We start from the raw sequence: 21,858 nt of genomic DNA on the forward strand, positions 1-21,858 counted from the left end.
TATACTATCTCCTTTTTTATCCTCAAAAAAAAATACGAAAGTTATAAATCTACCCTCACCACCCCTCACCCTGGACCCATATCTTATAATAAAAAGATAACGGGGAATCTTAAAAACTCAATCATCTTTTTCAGATTTACCACAACGTTTCCAGAATACTCCATTATTTTATTCAAAACCGTACAGAGAATGAGCCAAACCCGTACGGGAATGAATCAATTTTTAGGGATATGGCTGTCCTGAACCAAATCCCCAAGAATTATAATTGAGCTGGCTTGCTGAATATACATAACTTCCAGCATTTATTTCCATATTTCCACCACATTTAAAAAAATATGTATATCTTTGTCACACGCTTTCTGCTCATCAGCGTGATGAAATTAGCGGGAGGCGCTATATATTACTTAAATTAGGAATATGTAAGTGTTATCTCTCGGAATCAGAATCTAGCGATTTAAACCAAGGAGAGATGATGCGACAGATGTTCCACGTTAACGGCTTATATCAACATATCCGTAAAAGATGTGTTATATATAAACGATTGACGTGGGTGTCTGTTGTCATTATTATCTTTTGGGAGGGTTTCGCTAGGCCTTGATTCCGGATAATGGTGCAACAGCATTCACGTCTTTTTTGTGTCCGGTCGGTTATGATTACCCCTAAAAGTCTAACCTAAACAATTCCCCGTCCGCCCGAAATACAGAAAACGTGGATGTCCGTTGTGCCACATAAACAAAATAATACTCCATTTTTATTGTGGAACACATTAAAACAAAAGCATTATGCCAAAATGGATTAGCGTAGAAGAAGCGGCGGCCAAGTATGGAATCAACAAAGAAGTAATCTGGCTTTGGGCGGATATGAAAAGATTCCCAATGTCGTATGAGAAAGGTATCACCACTGTTGATGAAGAAAGCCTTATCGGATTCCTGCATCAGAATAAGGATCGAGTTACAGCCGAGTATATCGACACATTGGAAGACCTATGTATTGAAAAAGCAAATATCTGTAACTTATATGCTGAAATTATTGGCTGTCAAGACAAAGAACTCTTGTATCAAAGAGAGCAAATAGCTCGAATGAAAGAGATACAAACAGCTATGAAAAGGCAAAACAGCCGGCTCCGGGATTGTGAGAAAGTGTTCACGAAATATGAAGAGAACTTTAGTACCTGCTGGGTTGGAAGAATCTGCGCTCACTTAAGGCGGCTGATATGGTTGATACGACGGTAAATACCATTCTATCTCCTTTTAAATAAGGAATAACCGATACCGTTGAGCGGAAATGTCTAAAAGTACTCTTGAATAGAAAATTTAAAGATGCCCATGAATAGATATATTTAAAGATATCCCTAAATAGAAATGTTTAAAAATACTAGAAATATACTGTAGTAAGATTTTTTATCCATTCGTTTTATATTCTTAACTCCGAAAAATTCGTAAGTGTAGATAAACCAACTACTTTTGGCTCTCGAATTTGCAGCATTTTTGAATGTCTTGCGTTTAATAAACATAAACTAATATATTTCTAGTCATGAAACACAGACTGTTACTACTAATTCTATTCGTATTCGCTACCTCCGTGGCGGGGTGGGCACAAAAATCCACAGCTCCTTCTTATACAGTCAAAGGAGTACTTATTGATTCTTTAACACAAGAGGGAGAACCGTATGCTACCATCAAAATAGCAAAGAAAAATGCTCCGGATAAAGCAGTCAAGATGGCGGTGACTGGGGCGAATGGTAAATTTCAGGAGAAACTGAATGTCGCTGCGGGCAATTACATCATCACTATTTCTTCGATTGGTAAAGCGCCGATAGTAAAGGAATTTACTCTAAAACCGTCCGTGAAGGAGGTTGATTTGGGTACAATGATTTCTTCAGAGGCCAATAACGTATTGAAAGGAGTGGAGGTAGTTGCACAAAAACCTTTGGTAAAGGTAGATGTGGATAAGATTGAATATAATATTGAAGATGACCCGGACTCAAAATCAAACAGTATATTGGAGATGCTTCGGAAAGTGCCTTTGGTAACGGTGGATGGAGAAGACAATGTACAGGTGAACGGCAGTAGCAGTTTCAAGATACATGTGAATGGAAAGCCCAATAATATGATGAGCAATAATCCGAAGGAAGTACTGAAAAGTATGCCGGCAAACACAATCAAATATATTGAGGTGATAACTTCACCGGGAGCTAAATATGATGCGGAAGGTATCGGAGGTATTCTGAATATCGTCACAGTAGGTTCCGGATTTGAAGGCTACACGGCTACTTTCAGAGGAAATGCTAATAATAACGGAGTAGGTGCCGGCACTTACGCAATGGTGAAACAAGGTAAACTGACTGTTTCTGCCAACTATAACTACAATTATAATAATAGCCCGCGCAGCTATTCCGATAGTTATCGCGAAAACTACGAACCGGATAAAGAGAATGAAAAATATCTGGAATCGGAAAGTAGCTCCAAGTCGAAAGGGAATTTCCAGTATGGCAATTTGGAAGCCAGTTACGAGATTGATACGTTGAGGCTGCTGACCGTGGCTTTCGGAATGTACGGTAGCAGTGACAAAAGTAACAGTGGCGGAAATACGATTATGCACGGAGCTGACCGACAGGATTTTGCGTACCGTTATAGAACCGACAATCATGGAAAAGGGTCATGGTATTCTATCAACGGAAATATAGACTATCAGCGTACTTCCCGAAAGAATAAAGAACGAATGATTACGCTTTCTTATAAAATCAATTCCCAACCCCAAACGAATGATTCATATAATACTTATCTGGATATCGAGCCTGATGAGAATAAACTGGATATCATCAAAGAATTGTCATTAAAGAATTTCCATTCGGACGGAAAGACAAATACGATGGAGCAGACTTTCCAGGTGGACTATACTACTCCGATTGGAAAGCTGCATACAATTGAAACCGGTGCCAAATATATTTTCCGACGTAACTCCAGTGATAATCGGTTTTATGAAGCCGAGGGAGCAAGTGAAAACTATGCATATAATGAGAATCGTAGTAGCGAGTACCGTCATTTGAATCATATTCTCTCTGCTTATGCCGGATATACGCTGAAATACAAGGGATTTACTTTCAAACCGGGATTACGTTATGAGCAAACCATACAAGAGGTGAAGTATCTGGTGGGTCCGGGCGAGAATTTTGATTCGAATTTTAGTGATCTGGTTCCTTCCGTTTCGTTGGGAATAAAACTAGGAAAGACGCAGAATTTGCGTGGTGGATATAATATGCGTATCTGGCGTCCGGGTATCTGGAATTTGAATCCTTATTTCGATAATCAGAATCCGATGTTTATCAATCAGGGAAATCCGAACCTGAAGAGTGAGAAGAGTCATTCGTTCGACTTGTCTTACAGCAGTTTTACGTCCAAGTTCAACATCAATCTTTCTTTGCGTCATTCTTTCAATAACAATGGAATTGAAAGAATCAGTCGCTTGATTACTGATAAAGACGGAGAAATCTTTGAAGGTGGGCATAAAGCTCCCTACGGTGCACTGTATAGCACATACGGTAATATCGGAAAGAGCCGGGAAACAGGATTGAACTTTTATTTGAACTGGAACGCTTCTCCTAAAACGAGAATTTACGTCAATGGACGTGGCAATTATAGCGATTTGCGGAGTCCTGCCCAAGAGCTGCACAATTATGGATGGAATGCTTCTGCTTATGGAGGAATTCAGCAGACCTTACCGGGAAAAGTACGTTTGAGCCTGAATGGCGGAGGTAGCACACCCCGAATCAGTTTGCAGGGAAAAGGTTCAGGATATAGTTATTATAGTTTGGGATTGAGCCGTTCTTTCCTGAAAGAAGAACGTCTTTCTTTGAATATTTATTGTAGCAATGTTCTGGAGAAATACAGAACTTACAATAACCATACAGAAGGAGCTAACTTTATTTCGAAGAGTTCGAGCAAATATCCGAGCCGGTATTACGGTTTCAGTATCAGCTATCGGCTTGGAGAGTTGAAAGCCAGTGTGAAGAAAGCCGCACGAAGCATCGACAATGACGATGTGAAAGGTGGCGGCGGAGGAGGTGGAAACACCGGTGGTGGAGGTGGTCAGTAGACCACTTCCGCACACCGAGATTTCCTCTTATTTCTGTCTCACGTCTTGCTTGTTGGTGTTAAAACCAAGTTTGGTTAATCCGGCCTGTACGTCGGGATGGCTCATGAAGAGTTTCCACAATAATCCGGTCCGGTAGTTTTCGATCATGACAGCAATAGGACCTTGGTCGATAGCCAGATAACGTTGCGGATACCAATTGTCCGTTTCGCTGAAAGCATCGTAGAATCCGAAAGGACCGAACACTTTATCTCCCATACCATACAGATGGCGCATTACCTGCATGGAATATTCCGGTGTATAGACAATGGATGAAAGTGCGGCGGTAGGGGAGATCACTCCTTTGTCCTCCTGCTCATTGGGCGAATGAGCCGCATATCCATCGACGGAGTAGCTGGCGGTCAGTCCCCAACAATCCGGTCCGAAACCTTTGTAATGTTTAGGGTTGCGGATGCAGTAAGCACGGTTCACCAGTGTCAGGTTGCGCATTTCGTGGAAGTAGCTGGGGCAGTATTCATCTTTCAGTCCCACCGGATCAAGTCCGAGAAAAGAGTATTGAGCCCAGAAAAGCGGTCCGGCTTCGGTGCCCTGATAGCAGAGGTGCAACTCGATTCCTTCCACTTTATGCGGAGAAACGATGGCTCCGTTCTGTGCCCAACCGTCATGATAGACAGCCGCAGGTACTCCGTGTGTAGGAGAAGCGGCGGCAAGAATATACATAATCATACATTCGTTGTAGCCGTGTACAGGGAAATTCATTTCCCAGCCATACGTTGGACTCCAATGCCAGTAAAGAACGTTTTGCCCGCCTTGCCGATACCAGTTCCAGTCGACATCCCGCCAAATCTGGTCGATACGTTGGGCGAGGGCTTTCTCTTTCTCGTTTCCGTTGACGTAATATTGGTGTACGGCCAGCAGTCCTTGGATGAGGAAAGCGGTCTCTACCAGATCGCCCCCATTATCTTTCTGGCCGAATGGTTTCACCTTGCCCGTATCACCATACCACCAATGAGGGTAGGCTCCGTGGAAACGGTCTGCCTTTTCGAGGAAAGAAACGATGCGTTCCATTCGTGCCAGTCCCTCTTCGCGGGTGACGTAACCGCGGTCGATTCCCGCAAGGATAGCCATGATGCCGAAGCCGCTGCCGCCGGAAGTGACTACGTTGGCATCGTTTTCTGGATAAACGCCGTCTACATGATAACGTTCGGGAGCTAAGCCGCTATTCGGCTCGGCACCTTCCCAGAAATAAAGGAAAGTCCGTCGCTGGACGGTATCCATCAGGGCGTCGTCCGATAACGAGTCGGTGGCTGCGGAAAGGTTGTTGCTTTTGCTTTTCCCTTTACAGCTCTGGAAAGTCAGGGCAACGGCGGATAGAAATAGTAACATGAGCGGAAGTGCACTCATTTCTATTATTCTTTTATATTTATCGTTCATAATCAAGGTGATAAAAGTTTAGTTTAACGTGAACTTCGCGGTTTTCACATCACGGCTGTTCGTACCGATCATCACTTCAAAGTCGCCCGGTTCGGCAACCAGTTGCAAGTCATAATTATAGTATCGAAGCATTTCCGGAGCAATCTTGAAACGGACAATCTTCATTTCTCCCGGTTCGAGGAATATCTTTTGGAAACCTTTCAGCTCTTTGACGGGACGGGTACTGCTACCCACAACGTCGCGGATATAAAGCTGTACCACTTCCGAGCCGGGCCATGTTCCGGTATTGGTAACCTCCACTGCCGCGGTCAACGAACCGTTCATGTCCATGGAAGAATGACTCAAGTCGATGTCACTGTAAGAGAATGTCGTATAAGAAAGGCCGTAACCGAACGGATAAAGCGGATCATTATCCACATCGAGATAGTTGCTGCGGAATTTCTCGAACCATTTGCCATCTTTCAATGGGCGTCCGGTATTTTTGTGCGCATAATAAAGTGGTATCTGGCCGACATTCTTCGGGAAAGTCATGGTCAGTTTTCCACTCGGATTGACGTAACCGAAGAGGGCGTCACCAATGGCGTAAGCGGCTTCACTACCTCCGAACCATACATTCAGAATAGCAGGCACATACTCCTGTTCCCAATTCAGCGTAAGCGGACGTCCGGTGAATAACACCAGTACCACCGGTTTGCCTGTCTTTAAAAGCTCTTTCAACAGATTCTGTTGTACGTCGGGAATATTCAAGTCTGTACGACTGCTGCTTTCACCGCTCATTTCAGAAGATTCGCCTAGCGCTGCGATGATGATATCCGACCGACGGGCTACGTTCAATGCTTCGTCCAGTAACTGCTGGTCGGTGCGGTTGTCACGGTTCAGGGAACGGCCGAACATCGTTGCCCGTTCTTCGTAACTTGCATCACTAATCAGGTTGCTTCCTTTAGCGTACATGATATTCGCTTTTCCGGCTGTCATCTCTTTCAATCCTTCTACCAAAGAAGGGCAACGGTCGAGCACAGCTGCTACGCTCCATGTACCCGGCATATTGCTACGGCTGTTTGCCAACGGACCGATTACTGCAATATTTCCTTTAGGGTTGAAAGGCAACAACGGATTTCCGTTCGGATTACCGTCGGGACTGTCATTCTTTAGAAGAACGAAACTTTCTGCTGCAATTCTGCGGGCTGCATCACGATGGGCTTTGGTAAAGATGTCGCGTGCCGGACGTTTCGGATCGCAATATTTATAAGGATTATCAAACAATCCCAGTTTATATTTGGCTTCCAGAATACGACGGCAAGCCGTATTCAATGTTTCCATAGAGACTTTTCCTTCCTGAACGGATTTCTTCAGTGTCCCTACAAAACCCTCGCTTACCATGTCCATATCCACTCCGGCGTTGATGGCACGGGCGGATACTGTCTGAAGATCACCGATACCGTGGTCGATCATTTCTGAAATGCCCGTATAATCAGTTACCACAAAACCGTTGAATCCCCACTGTCCGCGGAGAATATCCGTCATCAGCCATTTATTGGCAGTGGCCGGAATACCGTCTACTTCATTAAAAGAAGCCATCACGCTGCCTACACCCGCTTCAACGGCTGCTTCATACGGCAGCATATAATCATTGAACATTCGTTGGCGGCTCATATCCACGGTGTTATAGTCGCGGCCGGCTTCGCCTGCCCCATATAACGCAAAGTGTTTTACGCAGGCCATGATTTCGTCATTCCGTTCCATGTTTTTCCCCTGATAGCCGCGCACCATTGCTTCGGCAATCATGGCACCGAGAAACGGGTCTTCGCCACTACCTTCGGATACGCGTCCCCAACGAGGGTCACGTGAAATATCCACCATCGGGCTGAAAGTCCATGAGATTCCATCAGCACTTGCCTCTACGGCTGCAATGCGGGCAGACTCTTCAATGGCTGTCATGTCCCAGGTGCAAGACAAACCGAGCGGGATAGGGAACATCGTTTCGTACCCGTGAATAACGTCCATCCCGAACAATAACGGAATGCCCAGCCGTGAATCTTCCACAGCTTGTTTCTGTACTTCACGTATTTTCTCTACTCCTTTCAGATTGAACAATCCTCCCACTTCGCCTTTCTTGATTTTTGCGGCAATGTCGCTGCTTTTAGCTTGTCCCGTAGTGATCTCTCCGGTGACGGGAAGGTTTAACTGTCCGATTTTTTCTTCCAGCGTCATTTTATTCATCAATACGTCGATGAAACGATCCATATCCTGTGGCGACTTTTGTGCCGACGCGGTTAGAAAACCTGCGGCAAACAACAGGACGGATAGACTTAACTTTTTGTATATCATATTATTATAGTTAATTTTATCTCTATTCATATAAAGTCCTCCTGATGCGTTGAATGTTCGGCACCGAGGAGGACATTGTTCGACACCGAGGAACAGTAGTTTCGGCACCGAGGAAACAACCGTTCGGCACCGAGGAACTTTCTTATTGGTAGTCGGGGTTCTGTACTAACACTCCCTTAGACTTGTCGATCTCTGTCTGCGGCAGTGGAAGCAGTGCGTTTTTGTCCTGATAATTGGTTTTACCGGCTGCGTGCAACACTTCTTTTGCAATGCCCCAACGAACGAGGTCATAGAAACGGTCGAATTCCAACCCTAATTCCACACGGCGTTCGTGGCGGATGGCCTCACGCAATTCTCCCTGATCGGTAGTCGTCACTTTAGGCAATATATTGCTGTTGGTGCCTCTGGCGCGTGCGCGTACTTGTTCCAAATAGTCGATTGCTTCACCCGGAATACCTTTTTCATTAGCTGATTCGGCTCCCATCAGCAGTACATCTGCGTAGCGGATCAGACGAATGTTTACCCAGAATCCTTTGTTGGTATATTCTTTACGCAATGCCGGGTCGGTATAGGCTTTCTTATTGAAATAAGCACCCATTGCCGGGGAAACCGGAGACTCGCCGTATGGTTCGTTGGTGTTTTCCGGTGTGATAGGATCGCTGTCCGAGTGGCGGAAGTAGAGTAGGGTAGAGTTTTTGCGTGGATCACCCTGTTCGTATGCTTGCGCCATATACTCTGTTGCCATGTGCCATCCCCATCCCAAGTCCCATTGACCTGCTCCGCGTACACCTTGTACTTCACAGAACTGGCTACCGATAACGGTACTTTGAGGAAGAGCGGCAGTAGCTGTACATTGCAACTCGAATATAGAACCTCCGTTATTTTCACCATCATCCGTGAAAATCTCATTATACGGAGTCTTTAAGTTGTAGAGCCCCTTTTTGATGACATCGGTGGAGGCTGTGTACATATTGTTCCAGTCGTTGCGCATCATATAAGTACGCGCGTGTAAGGAACGGGCAGCTCCCCAAGTCAGTCGTCCGGTGTATTCGCTGCTCCATGTTTCCGGCAATGACTCTTCTGCTGTTTTCAGGTCTTTGTCAATCTGCTCATAGATTTTATCAGCGGTTGTCTTCGGGATATTGGCTTCCGAAGCGTCGTTGATTTTGTAAGTCACCAAAGGAACTTCGCCGAAAGCTCTTACCAGATTGAAGTAGCAATAAGCGCGGAAGAAAGAGGCTTCTCCCTTATTGATGATGTCTTCAGTTTCTGTTTGTCCGGCTGTTTCTTTTTCTGCAATGGCATCAAGAATCTCATTACATTGGTAGATGATGGCATAATTCTGTCCCCAATAAGCACCCAGTAGGCCGTTGGTCGGTGTATACACAAAATCATCATACATTTCGGCTACATCAGAGCCATCGCTGGCAATACTTCCTTTTTCCGAATCTTCCGAACGGAAACAGTGGATGGCAAAAGCAGGAGGGCCGGCTGTCACATTATAGTTACGCATCATCGTATAGACATTATAAATCTTACCGTTGACCAGAGCGTTCGGATTATCATCTTCCGTAAACTGTCCTTGTGGACTACGATCCAGAAAGTCACTACAGCTGCCTAGAAATAATGTAGTTGAAGTAATAAGGGCTGCAAATATATATTTATTCAGTTTCATATAATGATAGTTTTAAAGATTAAAGTTGTGTTCCGCATGGAAAACTGGCAGTGGCACCTTGCCACTAGAATGTTAGGTTGATACCGAAGGTATAGACTGCAGGTACAGGATAACTGCCGTTATCTACTCCGAATGCGGTGGCGGTTCCTCCAAGTTCGGGAGTATATCCGGTATTATGTTTCCATGTCTTCAGGTTCTGTATGTTGACATAGACTTTCAGGGCTTGCAGACGTATTTTGGCAATTAAGCTCTTGTCGAACGTATACGCTAACTGTACGTTGCGGATACGGAAGAAACTACCGTTCTCAATGTAATAGTCGGAATTCAAGTTATTGATAGAATGTTTGGTGTTCAGCAACGGTTGGGTGTTGGACGTACCTTCTCCGTGCCAGCGGTCCAAACGTTGTTCCAGGTAGTTGAACTGGGCAAAATTGTAGTTATCCCATGTACGGAAAATCTTGTTTCCGCCTTGTCCCATCATGTCGATGCCTAACGACCAATTCTTGTAGTCTACTCCAAGAGAGAAACCGTAAGTTACCTTTGGAGTCGGGTTGCCTATCATGGTACGGTCTTCCGGGGTGATTTCTCCGTCACCGTTCACATCGGCGAATTTCAGGTCACCGGGGGTAACGGTAGCCAATGTATTTTGGGGTGATGCGTCAATATCTGCTTGTGACTGATAAACGCCTGCCACTTTATAACCATAGAAATATCCGATAGGATAACCTGCCATTGTGTAACTTTGCTGCTTATCTCCGGCAATGATGGAGTATCCTTCCTGAACAAGACTTTTTACCTCATTCTTGATAGTAGTCAGGTTGGCACTGACGGAATATCCCCAATCACCAATCTGATCGCGCCAGGTTACAGCCATTTCCACTCCTTTATTCTGGATCTCTCCCAAGTTTCCGATACCGGGGATAGTTCCGGAAATTCCGGGAACTTCGGCTAACAAATCTTTGGTGTTCTTCTTATAGTAAACACCCTCAAAATGCAAGCGGTTGCGAAGTAGGTTCGTTTCAAATCCGGCTTCCCAGGCTTCTACTTTTTCCCAACGCAGGTTAGGATTAGGAAGATAGGCAAGCTGGTATCCGGGATAAATGATGGACGGTTTACCGAATACGGCCGAATAAGCATTGGTCAATAAGGGTTCGGCAGGATAGGCTTTATCCAGGTTCTGGTTTCCTAACGTACCGTAAGATGCTTTGATTTTCAACATATCCAGCCATTTGATGTCTTTCATAAATTCTTCTTCGGACATCAACCAACCTCCACCCAGTGAGAAGAAGTTCTGCCATTCATTGCCTGTGTAGGAGAAAGCGGAAGAACCATCCCGGCGGAAAGATCCGTTGAACAGATATTTACCTTTATAGTTGTAGATCACACGTGCAAGTACGGATAATGTACTGCGTTCCCATTGAGTACTTCCATTGGTAGCGGTAGCCGCATCGCCGATGCTGACAAACCATTTGTCCGGATTATCCGGAATAACCAGTCCGACCCCCTGCTTGCGTGCTCCGTCCAATCGGCTCAACGAATTATAATAGGTAGTAAAACCGGCGGTAGCTGTCAGGTTATGATTTCCATTATCAAAGCTGTTGGTGTATGTCAACAGGTAGTCGCTCTGAACTTTTGTTTCATTCTCTTTAAACTGGCTGACCTCGGTCTTGCCTGTTCCCAAAGTAGAGATCCCTCCGTTGACAGCGGCATCGTATACTTTTACGATCGGTGTATACGTCCGTCCGTTGTTCGACGCATAATCCATGGAGAACATTGCTTTGAACGTGAAATGTTTCAGGAAGTCTACTTCACCATAAATATTACCGGATGCCCGGTAGTTCTCCGCTTTGGTAGTATTCGCTTTCAATTCGACGTCTACCATCGGGTTGCTAATCTGCGCTTTCTGGAATTCGGGCAGAGCCGTATATAATCCGTATTCGTTGTTATACACCGGAGCGATAGGAGTTGCACGCAGGGCATTCAATACCTGTTTGGAATCAGCAGGAAGCATACGTGCACCGTTGAATTGGAAACCGACTTTCAAAAAGTCCGTAATCTTATAATCATTACTTGCGTTGATGGTTACCTTACTGAATTTCTCATGCTCGATGTTGCCTTGTTCGTAAGAGTAGCCTACACCCAGATAGAAACTATGTTTGGGCGAAGCCCCTGTAATACTGATGTTATTGTTTGTAATGAAAGCAGTCTGGAAAATTTCGTCTTGCCAGTCGGTATTGGCATCCCAGCCGGTATAATCGAAAGGGTCATCTTTCTGATTGGCAAGCTGTTCGTTATATAGTTCCTTGAATTGTGAACCATTCACCAGTTTCACTTTATCTACCACTTTCTTGAAACCGAAAGAAGTATTAATATTGACTAGTGTCTGTCCCTCTTTGGCTTTCTTTGTGGTAATGATGATAACACCATTCGCACCGCGAACACCGAAGATAGCCAGAGATGACGGGTCTTTCAGGATTTCCATGGATTCGATGTCCTCCGGATTCAGGAAATTGATGTTGTCATTGAATAATCCGTCGACAATGTACAGCGGTTTATATCCGTTGATGGAGTTTGTTCCGCGAATACGGATTTCCGGGTCCGATCCGGCTCGTCCGGAGTTTACAATCTGCACACCTGCCACTTTCCCCTGAAGGGAAGACAGCGGATTCATTGCCGGTTTGTTGGCTAACTCTTCTCCTTTGATATTGGTGATAGAACCTGTCAAGTCTCTTTTCTTTGCACTACCGTATCCGATAACGACTGTTTCGGCTAGTACTTGTGAATCTTCTTTTAAAGTGACATTGATGACGTTCTGTGTCCCCACTTTAATGGTTTGCGAAGTCATCCCCACGTATGAAAATGCCAGTACGTCCTCCGGAGTGACAGAGATTGAATATTTACCGTCCATGTCCGTGATGGTTCCGGTGGAAGTTCCTTGTACGAGTACCGATGCGCCGATCAATGGTTCATTGGCAGCGTCCGTCACTGTTCCTGTCACCGTCTTTGTCTGTGCAAAGGCTGATGCAGAGGCCAGTAGCAGGCAAACAAGCGTCATGATGCTCTTTGACCTGATGGCTTTTTTCTGAAGATGTTGTAAAAGTCTAGTCCTCATTGCATTAAATTTTTCCATTTGTTATTATTTAGGTTGAAGTCTTTTTTCTGCCGTCTTTTGGCGAGAGTAACAAAGGAAACAAACGAAATTCAAAAAAGATTTGGGAAAAAAGAGAGGATGCTTGTTTTTAACACAAAAGGGTGAGGAGACTGTTGAAAAAGTTCAGACATGAACCGGTGTGGTTCATGCCTTTCCTGTTTTAAAACATTTGTTCCGCAGTGGTCATACATTGAATGACGTCTTCTTTGCTGCCATTGAAAGGACCTGATTTCTCTATTTTTAATGTAGACATGGCGGCTGCAAAACGACCGGCTTCTTCGATGCCGGCACCTGATACCCGTTGATATAAATAGCCGATGGTATACGTGTCTCCACATCCCGTTGCGTCTACCACTTCTCTGGGCTTATAAGCCGGAATACGATAGAAGTCTTTTCCGTCGAAGATAAGTGAGCCCATGCCGCCTAATGTGACTAATACTTCTTTCACTCCCCATTCATATAATTGGCGGGCAGCTTCATGCGGGTCGGAAAGACCGGTCAGTACTTCCATTTCATGCTCGTTGACTTTGAGGAAATGAATATATTGCAAGGCTTCTCTCTTATCTGTCCAGTCCACCGGATAGACGTGGGTGTCACGCACTTCACGTAAATAGCCTTGTGAGTCTACTGCAATCAACCCTTTTTGAGATAGTTCTTTGATTACTTCCAATGAGAAGTCGTCAGCCAGCAGAGAGCCGAGATGGTAGATTTGCGCATCTATCTCTTTCAACTGACTGGCTGTGAACGGATCGGCTTTCGCTAATACCCGTTGGGTACGGTCGTCCGGATTGGCTCCATAGATGTTCTCGAAGTATACGGAGTGTTTGCTCGGTAAGGCAGTTACGTTAATACCCACTTTGCGCAGCTGCTCTACAACTTTCATTTCAGTGGCACCTACTGCCGTTACCAGCGCATAATCGATATCATTAAAATGGCGGATGGCATGTGAGCAATAAAAAGCTGTTCCTCCCGGCATGTAGACAGTGTTTTGAGGAGTGACTACTTTGTCTAATGTGATGTGACCGATGCAGCAAAGTTGATGTTTATTCATGTTTAACTAATTAAAAAGCCTCCAAGATAGTATCTTGAAGGCTTATAGTTTATTTTTGGTGCGGATGATAGGACTCGAACCTACACGCCTCACGGCACCAGATCCTAAGTCTGGCGCGGCTACCAATTACGCCACATCCGCATGTGTAGCTTTTTTGTTTAGCGGTGCAAAGATAGGAAGATTTTCTGATTTGGCAAATAATTCGACAATAAAGTTATTCACTTAAGATTTCGAATGCTTTTTCAATCAGAGTGTCTTTGTGCTTAAGTTGATCTGATTCAGACATATTGATGGCAATGTCCGGCTCAATACCTTCTTCCAAGGGTTGCTTGTTTTTGTCGAAATGCGGACTGGCGGAGAAACGGACGCTCCATCCATTAGGTAATTCCGATGAGAAGGGAAGTCCCGAACCACCTCCGGTCCAGTCACCTAACTGGATGATTCTTTTCTCTTCGTTGTCCTTGTTTAAGCTGCGCATCGCATTCACAAAATCATTGGTGGCACTATAACAACGACGATTGGTCAGAATGATTACTTTCTTCTGCCACCGGATGCTGTTGGATGGTTCCAGATAGATCGGCTCCATCTTGGAGAAATCATTATGTCCCGGTCCGGTTTTGTGCTGTATATATCCGGTAAGTGTTTTCTCGTTGGTAAACCGGGCGGCAATGCGGGTGGAGTTGGTCAGGTTTCCGCCTCCGTTATCACGTACATCGATGATTAATCCGTTGCAGGTGGCCAGGTAGAGGAGAACTTCATCCAAGTTGCCATCGCCCACTCCGGAACTGAAACTTTCATAACGAATATATCCTATATTATTATCGAATATTTTATACTTTAAACCGGCGGATGTATAGTATCCTGTGCTGGCACTGCCCAGATAAGTTTGATAGAGAATATCTTCCCGGTAGTTCCAGTCGTAACCCTGATACCATTCATCGTAGAAAGAAGTACGTTTGGCAGAGGATAGATTGACATGTCCGTCTTTTAAAATGTATAGCATCTGGCTTAGGATGTCGAACAGGTCGTCATTAGACATTGTCGGAATAATCAGTGGGCTATATTTGTCGTGAACGGCATCCCAGTCAATACCTTTTGCTTCCAGAAAACAATACTGTTCGTCGATGATCTTCCATAGTTGTTCGAAGTTTCCTACAGGATCATTGGCGTAGTCTTCTTCTCCGATGCAACCGGTCAATACCGGAAGACAGCAGAGCAGCCAAAGCATTTGTCTAATCTTATTTCTCATTCTTAATTGATCTCACTTGAAGTTTCAACATTAAATTTTGTTCTCTTAGTAGGCTCTGACCGATGAAGGCAAAGCTGTTCCTTTTTTGTTTCGGATACGGTATAGGTCTTTCACAAATCCTACCATGAATACGTGCGAGTAGGTATGTGTCTTGATATTGTTTACATTGGATTGTTGCAAATCAGCCAGATAGCTGAATCGCATTTTTGTATATCCTATCGGTAAGTCGACCGAGAGCATCTGCCGCAGTGAAGGCTGGTTGTGCAGGGAGGTGAACTTTATCACTCCACTCGAATTTCCCAGAGAGAATATCTCGTAGTAAGATTGTCCGTAGTGCGGTGAGAACATTACTCCCATCACCGGTAGATTGACTTGATAGCGTAATACCATCGGGTACCGTTTGATTTTCAAATGCCAGATAGCCATTCCGGAAGCATCCAAATTGACGTATGCCCGTGCGGATGCCGGATTGTTGGTGTTCCGGAGATTATAGACAAAGCCTCCGTTGGCATCTATCAATCCTCCGGCTAATAATTTGAAATTCTCCGTCAGTCGAAACTGGTAGTGTAATCCGTAATTCCAGTTGACTAATCCGGAGAAGGTGTTATTGTTATCGGCACGGTTATGGGTATAACCGATGTCTGCCTGAAAGAAATTCTGCACAGACACATTTCCATCGAATAACTTAGTCATCCGAATCGTCTCGCGGGAAATACGGAAGTCAATTCCTTTGTATTCCTGCGGTGAAAGATAGGTGTCGAATACGTTGGTAAATCCTACACCGTACATGGTGGCACGTGTTACATACCGATGGGTTTGCAGACTGTCAATCTGCGCTTGTAATCTGGTGCAAAGGGCGAACAGGATGCATCCTGTCAGCCCCAGATATATTAGTTTTTTCTTCATCAGAATAATTTCATCTGCCCGGTGATCTCATCAATAATATCGCCTTCGCTCTTATCACTGTCCGGGTCCAGATTTTCCGGTTCCTCTTCCGGGCTTTCCTGCTGCTCTTGTTCAGGTTCGGGGAAGCGGGTCGGTTCAAGTTCGTTGATCGTATCCACGGTATAGGTCGTGATGCGTTTTCCTTTGGCTTTGAACCCTTTGACAGCTATGAATTCATCTGCATCGATATCCAACGGATCACGGAAGCTGTCGTGTCCGCCAAATATAACTTCCAGACGCGGATAGTACTCATCGGTCAGCAAGATGAGACGGTTATTCTTATTCTCTCCCAGATAGTTCTGTTTGCGGTTGGAGGCCTCGAAGCAGAAACGTTTCAGGTACGGGTAATTCTGTTGATCGGCATCATAAAGTGCAGCGGTCCATACCTTATGGGGATCGAATTTCTCAACGATGCTCACATTGTCTTCGTAGTGATTGCTCAAATCGAAGTTGGTGGTGTAGAAATCACCATTGTTCAGTACAACCAGTATGGAGTCGTCACTTTGGAATTCTCCCAGGTATTCGCCGCGTCCATCATAGTTGAGGCGAAGTATGTCACGGTCGAACCAGACTTTACGTCCACCGAGAGTAGAGCCGCCTTTCTGTTTCAAGGATATTTTGTGTACCGGCAAGCGGGTGAGAATTATCCCCCGTGCCTGGCGTCCCTTGATACTGACTTCGCTGAAGTCATGCTCGAAGATGATGCGGCGTACACGCGGGTTCGGCTTCAATGTCACTTTGATAATTTCGGCTTCTCCGTTCGGGTTGGCACTGAAATAGGTAATTCGTGAATCGGGAGTTCCCAGTGTCACATCATATTCGCGGTCGCGGACCACGGAAGTTACGGCGAAACGTTTTACGTAGGTCGTTCCTTCTTTTCCGTCGCGGTAGGCTACGTTGTAGATTGTACGTTTATCGTTCTTCTTGAATACATTGACATAAAGAACGTTCTTACCGACAAATTTCTTATCGGCAACGGGGGTGACGATATATTTACCATCACGGAAGAAGATAATGACATCGTCGATATCCGAACAGCAGGCTACGAACTCATCTTTCTTCAAGGTCGTTCCGATAAATCCTTCTTCACGGTTGATATAGAGTTTCTCGTTTGCTTCTACTACTTTGGCTGCTTCGATGGTGTCGAAGTTTCGCAATTCCGTGTGGCGCGGGAAATTCTTGCCGTATTTGTTCTTCAGCATCTGATACCAGTTGACGGTATAATCCACGATGTGAGCCAGGTGGTTATCAATCTCGGCAATTTCCTCTTTCATCTTGGCGATCAGTTCATCTGCTTTGTCTGAGTTGAATTTCAGGATACGCCCCATTTTGATTTCCATCAACTTGAGAATATCTTCTTTCGTAACTTCACGGATAAATGTCGGATAGTAAGGTGTCAGACGTTCGTCGATATGTGCACAGGCTGCATCCATGTCTTTGGATTGCTCGAACTCTTTATCCTTATAGATGCGTTCTTCGATAAATATCTTTTCGAGAGAAGAGAAATGCAGGGATTCCAGAATTTCTCCTTTCTTGATTTCCAGCTCCTGCTTCAGCAAATCCATCGTATTGTCTGCCGACTTTTTCAGGACTTTGCTCACAGTGAGGAAATGTGGCTTACTGTCATCGATAATACAGCAGTTGGGCGAGATACTTACTTCACAGTCAGTGAAAGCGTACAGAGCATCAATCGTTTTATCTGATGAGGTGCCGGGTGCGAGGTGCACTAATATTTCTACGTTGGCAGCCGTATTGTCGTCTACCTTACGAATTTTGATCTTTCCTTTATCAACAGCTTTCAGGATAGAGTCGATCACTGTCGAAGTCGTCTTTCCGTATGGAATTTCTGTGATAGCAAGCGTTTTATTATCAATCTTGTTGATCTTGGCACGTACTTTCACGGCTCCGCCACGCTCTCCGTCGTTGTATTTGGCTACATCGATAGAGCCTCCTGTCTGGAAATCAGGATATAGTTGGAATTCCTCTCCGCGTAAATAGCTGATAGAGGCATCACAAAGTTCGTTGAAATTGTGTGGTAAAATTTTTGAAGAAAGTCCCACGGCGATACCTTCCACTCCCTGTGCTAATAATAACGGGAATTTCACAGGAAGAGTGACCGGTTCCTTGTTTCGTCCGTCATAAGAAAGTTTCCATTCGGTAGTTTTGGGATTGAAGACAACATCCAGCGCAAACTTGGACAAGCGTGCTTCGATATAACGGGGAGCAGCTGCGCCGTCTCCGGTGAGGATATTACCCCAGTTACCCTGACAATCGATCAACAGGTCTTTCTGTCCCAACTGTACCAGGGCATCTCCGATAGAAGCATCACCGTGAGGGTGGAACTGCATGGTGTGTCCCACAATGTTAGCCACTTTATTATACCGTCCGTCGTCCAGACGTTTCATTGAATGTAAAATACGTCGTTGCACAGGCTTTAAACCGTCATTGATATGAGGCACGGCACGTTCCAGTATAACGTATGAAGCATAGTCCAGAAACCAATTCTGGTACATGCCTGTTAACTGATGCTTTACGTTTTCGTCCCGCGTGTCCGCCGGTTTGTAGTCTGAATGTCCTTCCGTTATCTCGTTGATTTCGTCACTCATATATCAATCTTCGCTTTGCTTTAACAACAAATTATCTTCCTGAACATCAAAAAAGGGGATGTCCACGCAAAAATACGAAATAAATTCATATGAGGACGAAAAGAACTCACGTTTTTTATGATACTGACAGTTCTGTTAATCCTTTGATTTCACATTCCATACCAATAAAGCAAAAAAGACGGAGAGTAATGCGGCTCCGATCCAAAAAATATTGATATAAGAAAAGTCATAGATTTCTTTGCCATCGACAATGCTTTTATGCCCTCCTATGAGAATACCGCTCATAATATCCTGTATACCTGCCCCGATGTAACTGGCAATACCTACGATTCCTAATGCTGCACCTGAAGCGTTCCGGGGAGCAATGTCAACTGCCATCAATCCGCCCAAGAAACAGAGGAGTACTCCGATCGCAGTACCGAACAGTACCATGGATAACGCGTCTACCCAAAAGTGGACACCCGGAACTAATAGAAACAGACAAAGTGCCATTACATTCATCAGACCGAAGATGAGTGCAGGAGCATTTCTGCGCCCACTGAAAAACTTGTCGGAGATGACACCGGAAAACATTGTACCGATAATTCCACAAACCGAACCGATAGAAATGATAAAACTGGCGTCCAGTGTAGAATATCCTTTCTGGGTTTCCAGATAGAAGACTCCCCAGCTGTTTACGGCATAGCGGCTGACGTACATCAATGCACTCGAAATGGCAAGTATCCAAATTGCGGGCATCATTAGAGCTTGCCGTTGTGCCTTGTTGAAATCGGCAGCATCACCTGTTTCACTTTGCATTTGTGGATGATTGACGGCAGGCAGCCCTTCACTTTCCGGAGAATCATGAAAGAATCTCCAGACGATTAATGCCCCGATTATTCCGATACTTCCGGCTCCAATGAAACCGTATCTCCATCCTAAAGCACTGACAATGGAGGCGACAATAATGAAAGTCATTGCTTCCCCGATGTTGTGGCTTGCCGACCAGAAGCCATAGAACGATCCCCGTTTCTTATTTTCAAACCAACGGGATAATCCGACTACGCAAGAAGCAGCCCCCATTGACTGAAACCATCCGCTGATTCCCCATAATATGGCGAATAGAATGAAAGAGTGGGTGAATCCTAGGCATAAGTTTGCCAGGGCTGTAATTAGCAGTCCGGTGGACATGAAACGCCTGATATTGCTGCGGTCTGCCAGAAATCCGTTAGTGAATTTTCCGATAGCATAGGTGAAAAATAACACTGCTCCGATAATACCGAGCTCTGTTTCTGAAAAGATTCCTTCTTCAACAATCGGTTTCTTTACTACATTCAGGCTTAGCCGACAGACATAATAAATACCATATCCGGCTGTGGCGGAAAGAAAGGTAGCCCACTGCAATCTTTTAAGTTTTTTCTTGTCTTTTTTAAGAGGAGTCGCAGGAGTGCTGATGTGATAAAATTTGATAAGTTGTTTTAACATGGTGGTAGGATTTGATAGCCTAGTGAAAGGCGATAGTAATGGGAAGGTGTATCGATTATCTTCCGATACACCTTCTGATGAAGAAATAAATAAAGAGTTAGTTAGTAGCTTAGTCCATCTTCCCAACCCGGATTTTGGGTTAGAATGCCTTGTGTAAGTACGCGCTGGTCAGCAGGGATAGGCCATAAGTAGTCTCTTTCCTCTTTCCAGTCTTTGCCATAAGTAACTTTGGGGAATCCGATAATATAACCGGATGTTCCGTTGGAGAGATAGATATCCTTATCCAGTTTCTTTTTATTATCACATTGGGAGGTCGCTGTGGTTTCGTAGATTTCCAGATCAGGCTTCCCGTCACCATCCATATCGTATGTTCCTACTCCGGGAACATAAATACCGTAGTAAGGTACGTAATGATTGAACATTTGTTTACCTTCTTTCCAACGGAATAAATCCCATTGTCTCAACCCTTCCATTACTAGTTCAATTGTACGTTCGCGACGGATTTCGAGAATGACGCCCTTATTCGTTCCCTGCTCAACATTCGGATAGCAAGCTGCCAGATAAGGATCAGGGTTACTGTTGGCATCCGTAAGATTCAGATCCGGCATTTTAGCCCGTTCTCGAATTTTATTGATAGAGATATCCAGGTCTTCTTGTTTGAGTGTTCCCAGTTCGGCTTTGGCTTCGGCATAATTCAGGTAGACTTCCGCTGCTCGCATCAAAGGCCAATCGGAGGTACTTTTAGCGGCTCCGTCATGATCTTTGGTACCTACAAATTTGATAGGTCTGTAGCCGCAATAAGCAGTTAAGTCATTGGCGGTCACGGTTGTTTCTCCTTTTTGGATATAGTTCGGACAAAGTACGGTTTGTTGCAGGCGTGGATCGCGGTTTTTCACCTCGTCTGTGTAAAACATTGTTTCATATCCTTGTTTATCAGTGAAACGTGTTCCGTCCGCCATCAGGTAGTGATTCATAAACCGGCGGGTAAATCCCATTTGCAGGTTAGCGATGCTGAATTGTACGGAGTGTGATAATTGCAAACCTTCGAAGTTATAAGCTCTTGCCAGTACGACTTCTGTGGTTTTGGCGTTGTCGGCACAGAACATATCTCTGTAAGGTTCCGTTCCTTCTTTATACAGGCTGAAGCCGCTTTCGTCAATAAACTGCCGGGCAGTGCTTGCTGCAATTTCCAGGTATTTCTCATAATTATCCAGTCCATGGTATTTCCGATAAGTCCCTTCATAAAGTGCAGCTTGACTGGCAAATGCCAATGCCGCCCATTTAGTGACTCTTGTGTTCCGAGTGTCTGTGCTTTTAGTTGGTAAGCTGGTGGCGGCATCTTCGAAATCTTTGAGGACCCGATCCATCACAAATTCGCGTGAATCTCTGGCTTTAGCCAGTAATTCCTGATCTTCCGAACCTAATACCTGATCATACCAGGGCACGTCTCCATAACGACGTACCTTTACGAAATAGAAATAAGCTCTGAAGAACTGTGCCACACCGTTATATTGGCTGCGGGCGGTTTCATCATCACAATTGGAGGAATGTTGCAGAAAATAATTGATGTGACGGAGTTTGCTCCATGACCATCCGGTTTCGCTAGCAGCCGAACGGGTACCTTCAATCACCTGTCCCATGCCTTTGTCAATCATATCGTCTGCATTTGTACCGGCTGAAGCGTCCGGTTCATCCAGCAAAGTATAAAATTGATTGGTCCATAACTCCAGGTCGGATTTATTTTGAAAGTAATTCTCCGGTGTCACTGCATTTTCCGGTAGGAGTGTCAGGTCGCAACTACTGAACAGGGTTGTCACCATTCCCAGGATAATTATTTTGTTGATAGCTTTCATACTATATCTG

General features: G+C 44.8%; 13 protein-coding genes and 1 tRNA gene. 3 read left to right on the forward strand and 11 right to left on the reverse strand.

Annotated features, from left to right (window positions below):
- The 3 genes from LPH68_RS09310 to LPH68_RS09320 all read left to right on the forward strand — a co-directional run.
- Nucleotides 1-243 (forward strand): hypothetical protein (locus LPH68_RS09310; RefSeq protein WP_204902625.1); only part of this gene is annotated, 243 nt, incomplete at its 5' end.
- Nucleotides 244-782: 539 nt separating this feature from the next.
- Nucleotides 783-1,232 carry a hypothetical protein gene (locus LPH68_RS09315; protein WP_004305184.1) on the forward strand — a complete coding sequence of 150 codons (450 nt, stop codon included), beginning with the start codon at nt 783-785 and terminating at the stop codon, nt 1,230-1,232.
- A 301-nt stretch (nt 1,233-1,533) separates the two neighbouring features.
- Nucleotides 1,534-4,095, forward strand: coding sequence for an outer membrane beta-barrel family protein (locus tag LPH68_RS09320; RefSeq protein WP_128131414.1), 2,562 nt, complete (start codon nt 1,534-1,536; stop codon nt 4,093-4,095).
- Nucleotides 4,096-4,122: 27 nt separating this feature from the next.
- Here the strand turns inward: LPH68_RS09320 and LPH68_RS09325 are convergent, their stop codons facing one another.
- From LPH68_RS09325 to LPH68_RS09375, 11 genes are all read right to left on the reverse strand, one after another.
- Nucleotides 4,123-5,496, reverse strand: a complete 1,374-nt coding sequence (locus tag LPH68_RS09325; protein WP_192923103.1) for a glucoamylase family protein — start codon at nt 5,494-5,496, stop codon at nt 4,123-4,125.
- Between the two features lie 48 nt (nt 5,497-5,544).
- Nucleotides 5,545-7,854 (reverse strand): beta-glucosidase BglX, encoded by a 2,310-nt coding sequence (bglX, locus tag LPH68_RS09330; RefSeq protein WP_128131413.1) that lies wholly within the window; start codon nt 7,852-7,854, stop codon nt 5,545-5,547.
- A 142-nt stretch (nt 7,855-7,996) separates the two neighbouring features.
- The gene (locus LPH68_RS09335) at nt 7,997-9,529 is read right to left on the reverse strand and encodes a RagB/SusD family nutrient uptake outer membrane protein (protein ID WP_008024295.1); all 1,533 of its coding nucleotides are present in this window, start codon (nt 9,527-9,529) and stop codon (nt 7,997-7,999) included.
- A 64-nt stretch (nt 9,530-9,593) separates the two neighbouring features.
- Nucleotides 9,594-12,659, reverse strand: a complete 3,066-nt coding sequence (locus LPH68_RS09340) for a TonB-dependent receptor (RefSeq protein WP_009039766.1) — start codon at nt 12,657-12,659, stop codon at nt 9,594-9,596.
- 181 nt (nt 12,660-12,840) lie between these two features.
- Nucleotides 12,841-13,731 (reverse strand): PfkB family carbohydrate kinase, encoded by an 891-nt coding sequence (locus LPH68_RS09345; RefSeq protein WP_008642866.1) that lies wholly within the window; start codon nt 13,729-13,731, stop codon nt 12,841-12,843.
- A gap of 56 nt (nt 13,732-13,787) precedes the next feature.
- A tRNA-Leu gene (locus LPH68_RS09350) sits at nt 13,788-13,872 on the reverse strand.
- Between the two features lie 73 nt (nt 13,873-13,945).
- A complete protein-coding gene (locus tag LPH68_RS09355) occupies nt 13,946-14,980 on the reverse strand; it encodes a S41 family peptidase (protein WP_008649432.1) in 1,035 nt (344 codons plus the stop codon).
- 45 nt (nt 14,981-15,025) lie between these two features.
- Nucleotides 15,026-15,886: a DUF3316 domain-containing protein gene (locus LPH68_RS09360; protein WP_008642868.1), complete on the reverse strand. Its 861-nt coding sequence runs from the start codon at nt 15,884-15,886 to the stop codon at nt 15,026-15,028.
- Nucleotides 15,886-18,531: a DNA gyrase/topoisomerase IV subunit A gene (locus LPH68_RS09365; protein WP_004309592.1), complete on the reverse strand. Its 2,646-nt coding sequence runs from the start codon at nt 18,529-18,531 to the stop codon at nt 15,886-15,888. The genes LPH68_RS09360 and LPH68_RS09365 overlap by 1 nt, the downstream gene beginning before the upstream one ends.
- Nucleotides 18,532-18,666: 135 nt before the next feature.
- Nucleotides 18,667-19,995 carry an MFS transporter gene (locus LPH68_RS09370; RefSeq protein ID WP_008998021.1) on the reverse strand — a complete coding sequence of 443 codons (1,329 nt, stop codon included), beginning with the start codon at nt 19,993-19,995 and terminating at the stop codon, nt 18,667-18,669.
- Nucleotides 19,996-20,096: 101 nt separating this feature from the next.
- Nucleotides 20,097-21,848, reverse strand: a complete 1,752-nt coding sequence (locus LPH68_RS09375) for a RagB/SusD family nutrient uptake outer membrane protein (protein WP_008642871.1) — start codon at nt 21,846-21,848, stop codon at nt 20,097-20,099.
- Nucleotides 21,849-21,858: the final 10 nt, after the last annotated feature.

Origin of the sequence: Bacteroides sp. 1_1_30, from assembly GCF_020982715.1 — a bacterium.
Taxonomy (GTDB): Bacteria; Bacteroidota; Bacteroidia; order Bacteroidales; family Bacteroidaceae; genus Bacteroides; species Bacteroides xylanisolvens.

Bases quoted from the DNA above. Each gene is read 5' to 3' on its own strand.
- LPH68_RS09365 (WP_004309592.1), bottom strand. From the start codon at position 18,531: ATGAGTGACGAAATCAACGAGATAACGGAAGGACATTCAGACTACAAA.
- LPH68_RS09355 (WP_008649432.1), bottom strand. From the start codon at position 14,980: ATGAGAAATAAGATTAGACAAATGCTTTGGCTGCTCTGCTGTCTTCCG.
- bglX (WP_128131413.1), bottom strand. From the start codon at position 7,854: ATGATATACAAAAAGTTAAGTCTATCCGTCCTGTTGTTTGCCGCAGGT.
- LPH68_RS09315 (WP_004305184.1), top strand. From the start codon at position 783: ATGCCAAAATGGATTAGCGTAGAAGAAGCGGCGGCCAAGTATGGAATC.
- LPH68_RS09370 (WP_008998021.1), bottom strand. From the start codon at position 19,995: ATGTTAAAACAACTTATCAAATTTTATCACATCAGCACTCCTGCGACT.
- LPH68_RS09345 (WP_008642866.1), bottom strand. From the start codon at position 13,731: ATGAATAAACATCAACTTTGCTGCATCGGTCACATCACATTAGACAAA.
- LPH68_RS09340 (WP_009039766.1), bottom strand. From the start codon at position 12,659: ATGGAAAAATTTAATGCAATGAGGACTAGACTTTTACAACATCTTCAG.
- LPH68_RS09360 (WP_008642868.1), bottom strand. From the start codon at position 15,886: ATGAAGAAAAAACTAATATATCTGGGGCTGACAGGATGCATCCTGTTC.
- LPH68_RS09320 (WP_128131414.1), top strand. From the start codon at position 1,534: ATGAAACACAGACTGTTACTACTAATTCTATTCGTATTCGCTACCTCC.
- LPH68_RS09325 (WP_192923103.1), bottom strand. From the start codon at position 5,496: ATGAGTGCACTTCCGCTCATGTTACTATTTCTATCCGCCGTTGCCCTG.
- LPH68_RS09375 (WP_008642871.1), bottom strand. From the start codon at position 21,848: ATGAAAGCTATCAACAAAATAATTATCCTGGGAATGGTGACAACCCTG.
- LPH68_RS09335 (WP_008024295.1), bottom strand. From the start codon at position 9,529: ATGAAACTGAATAAATATATATTTGCAGCCCTTATTACTTCAACTACA.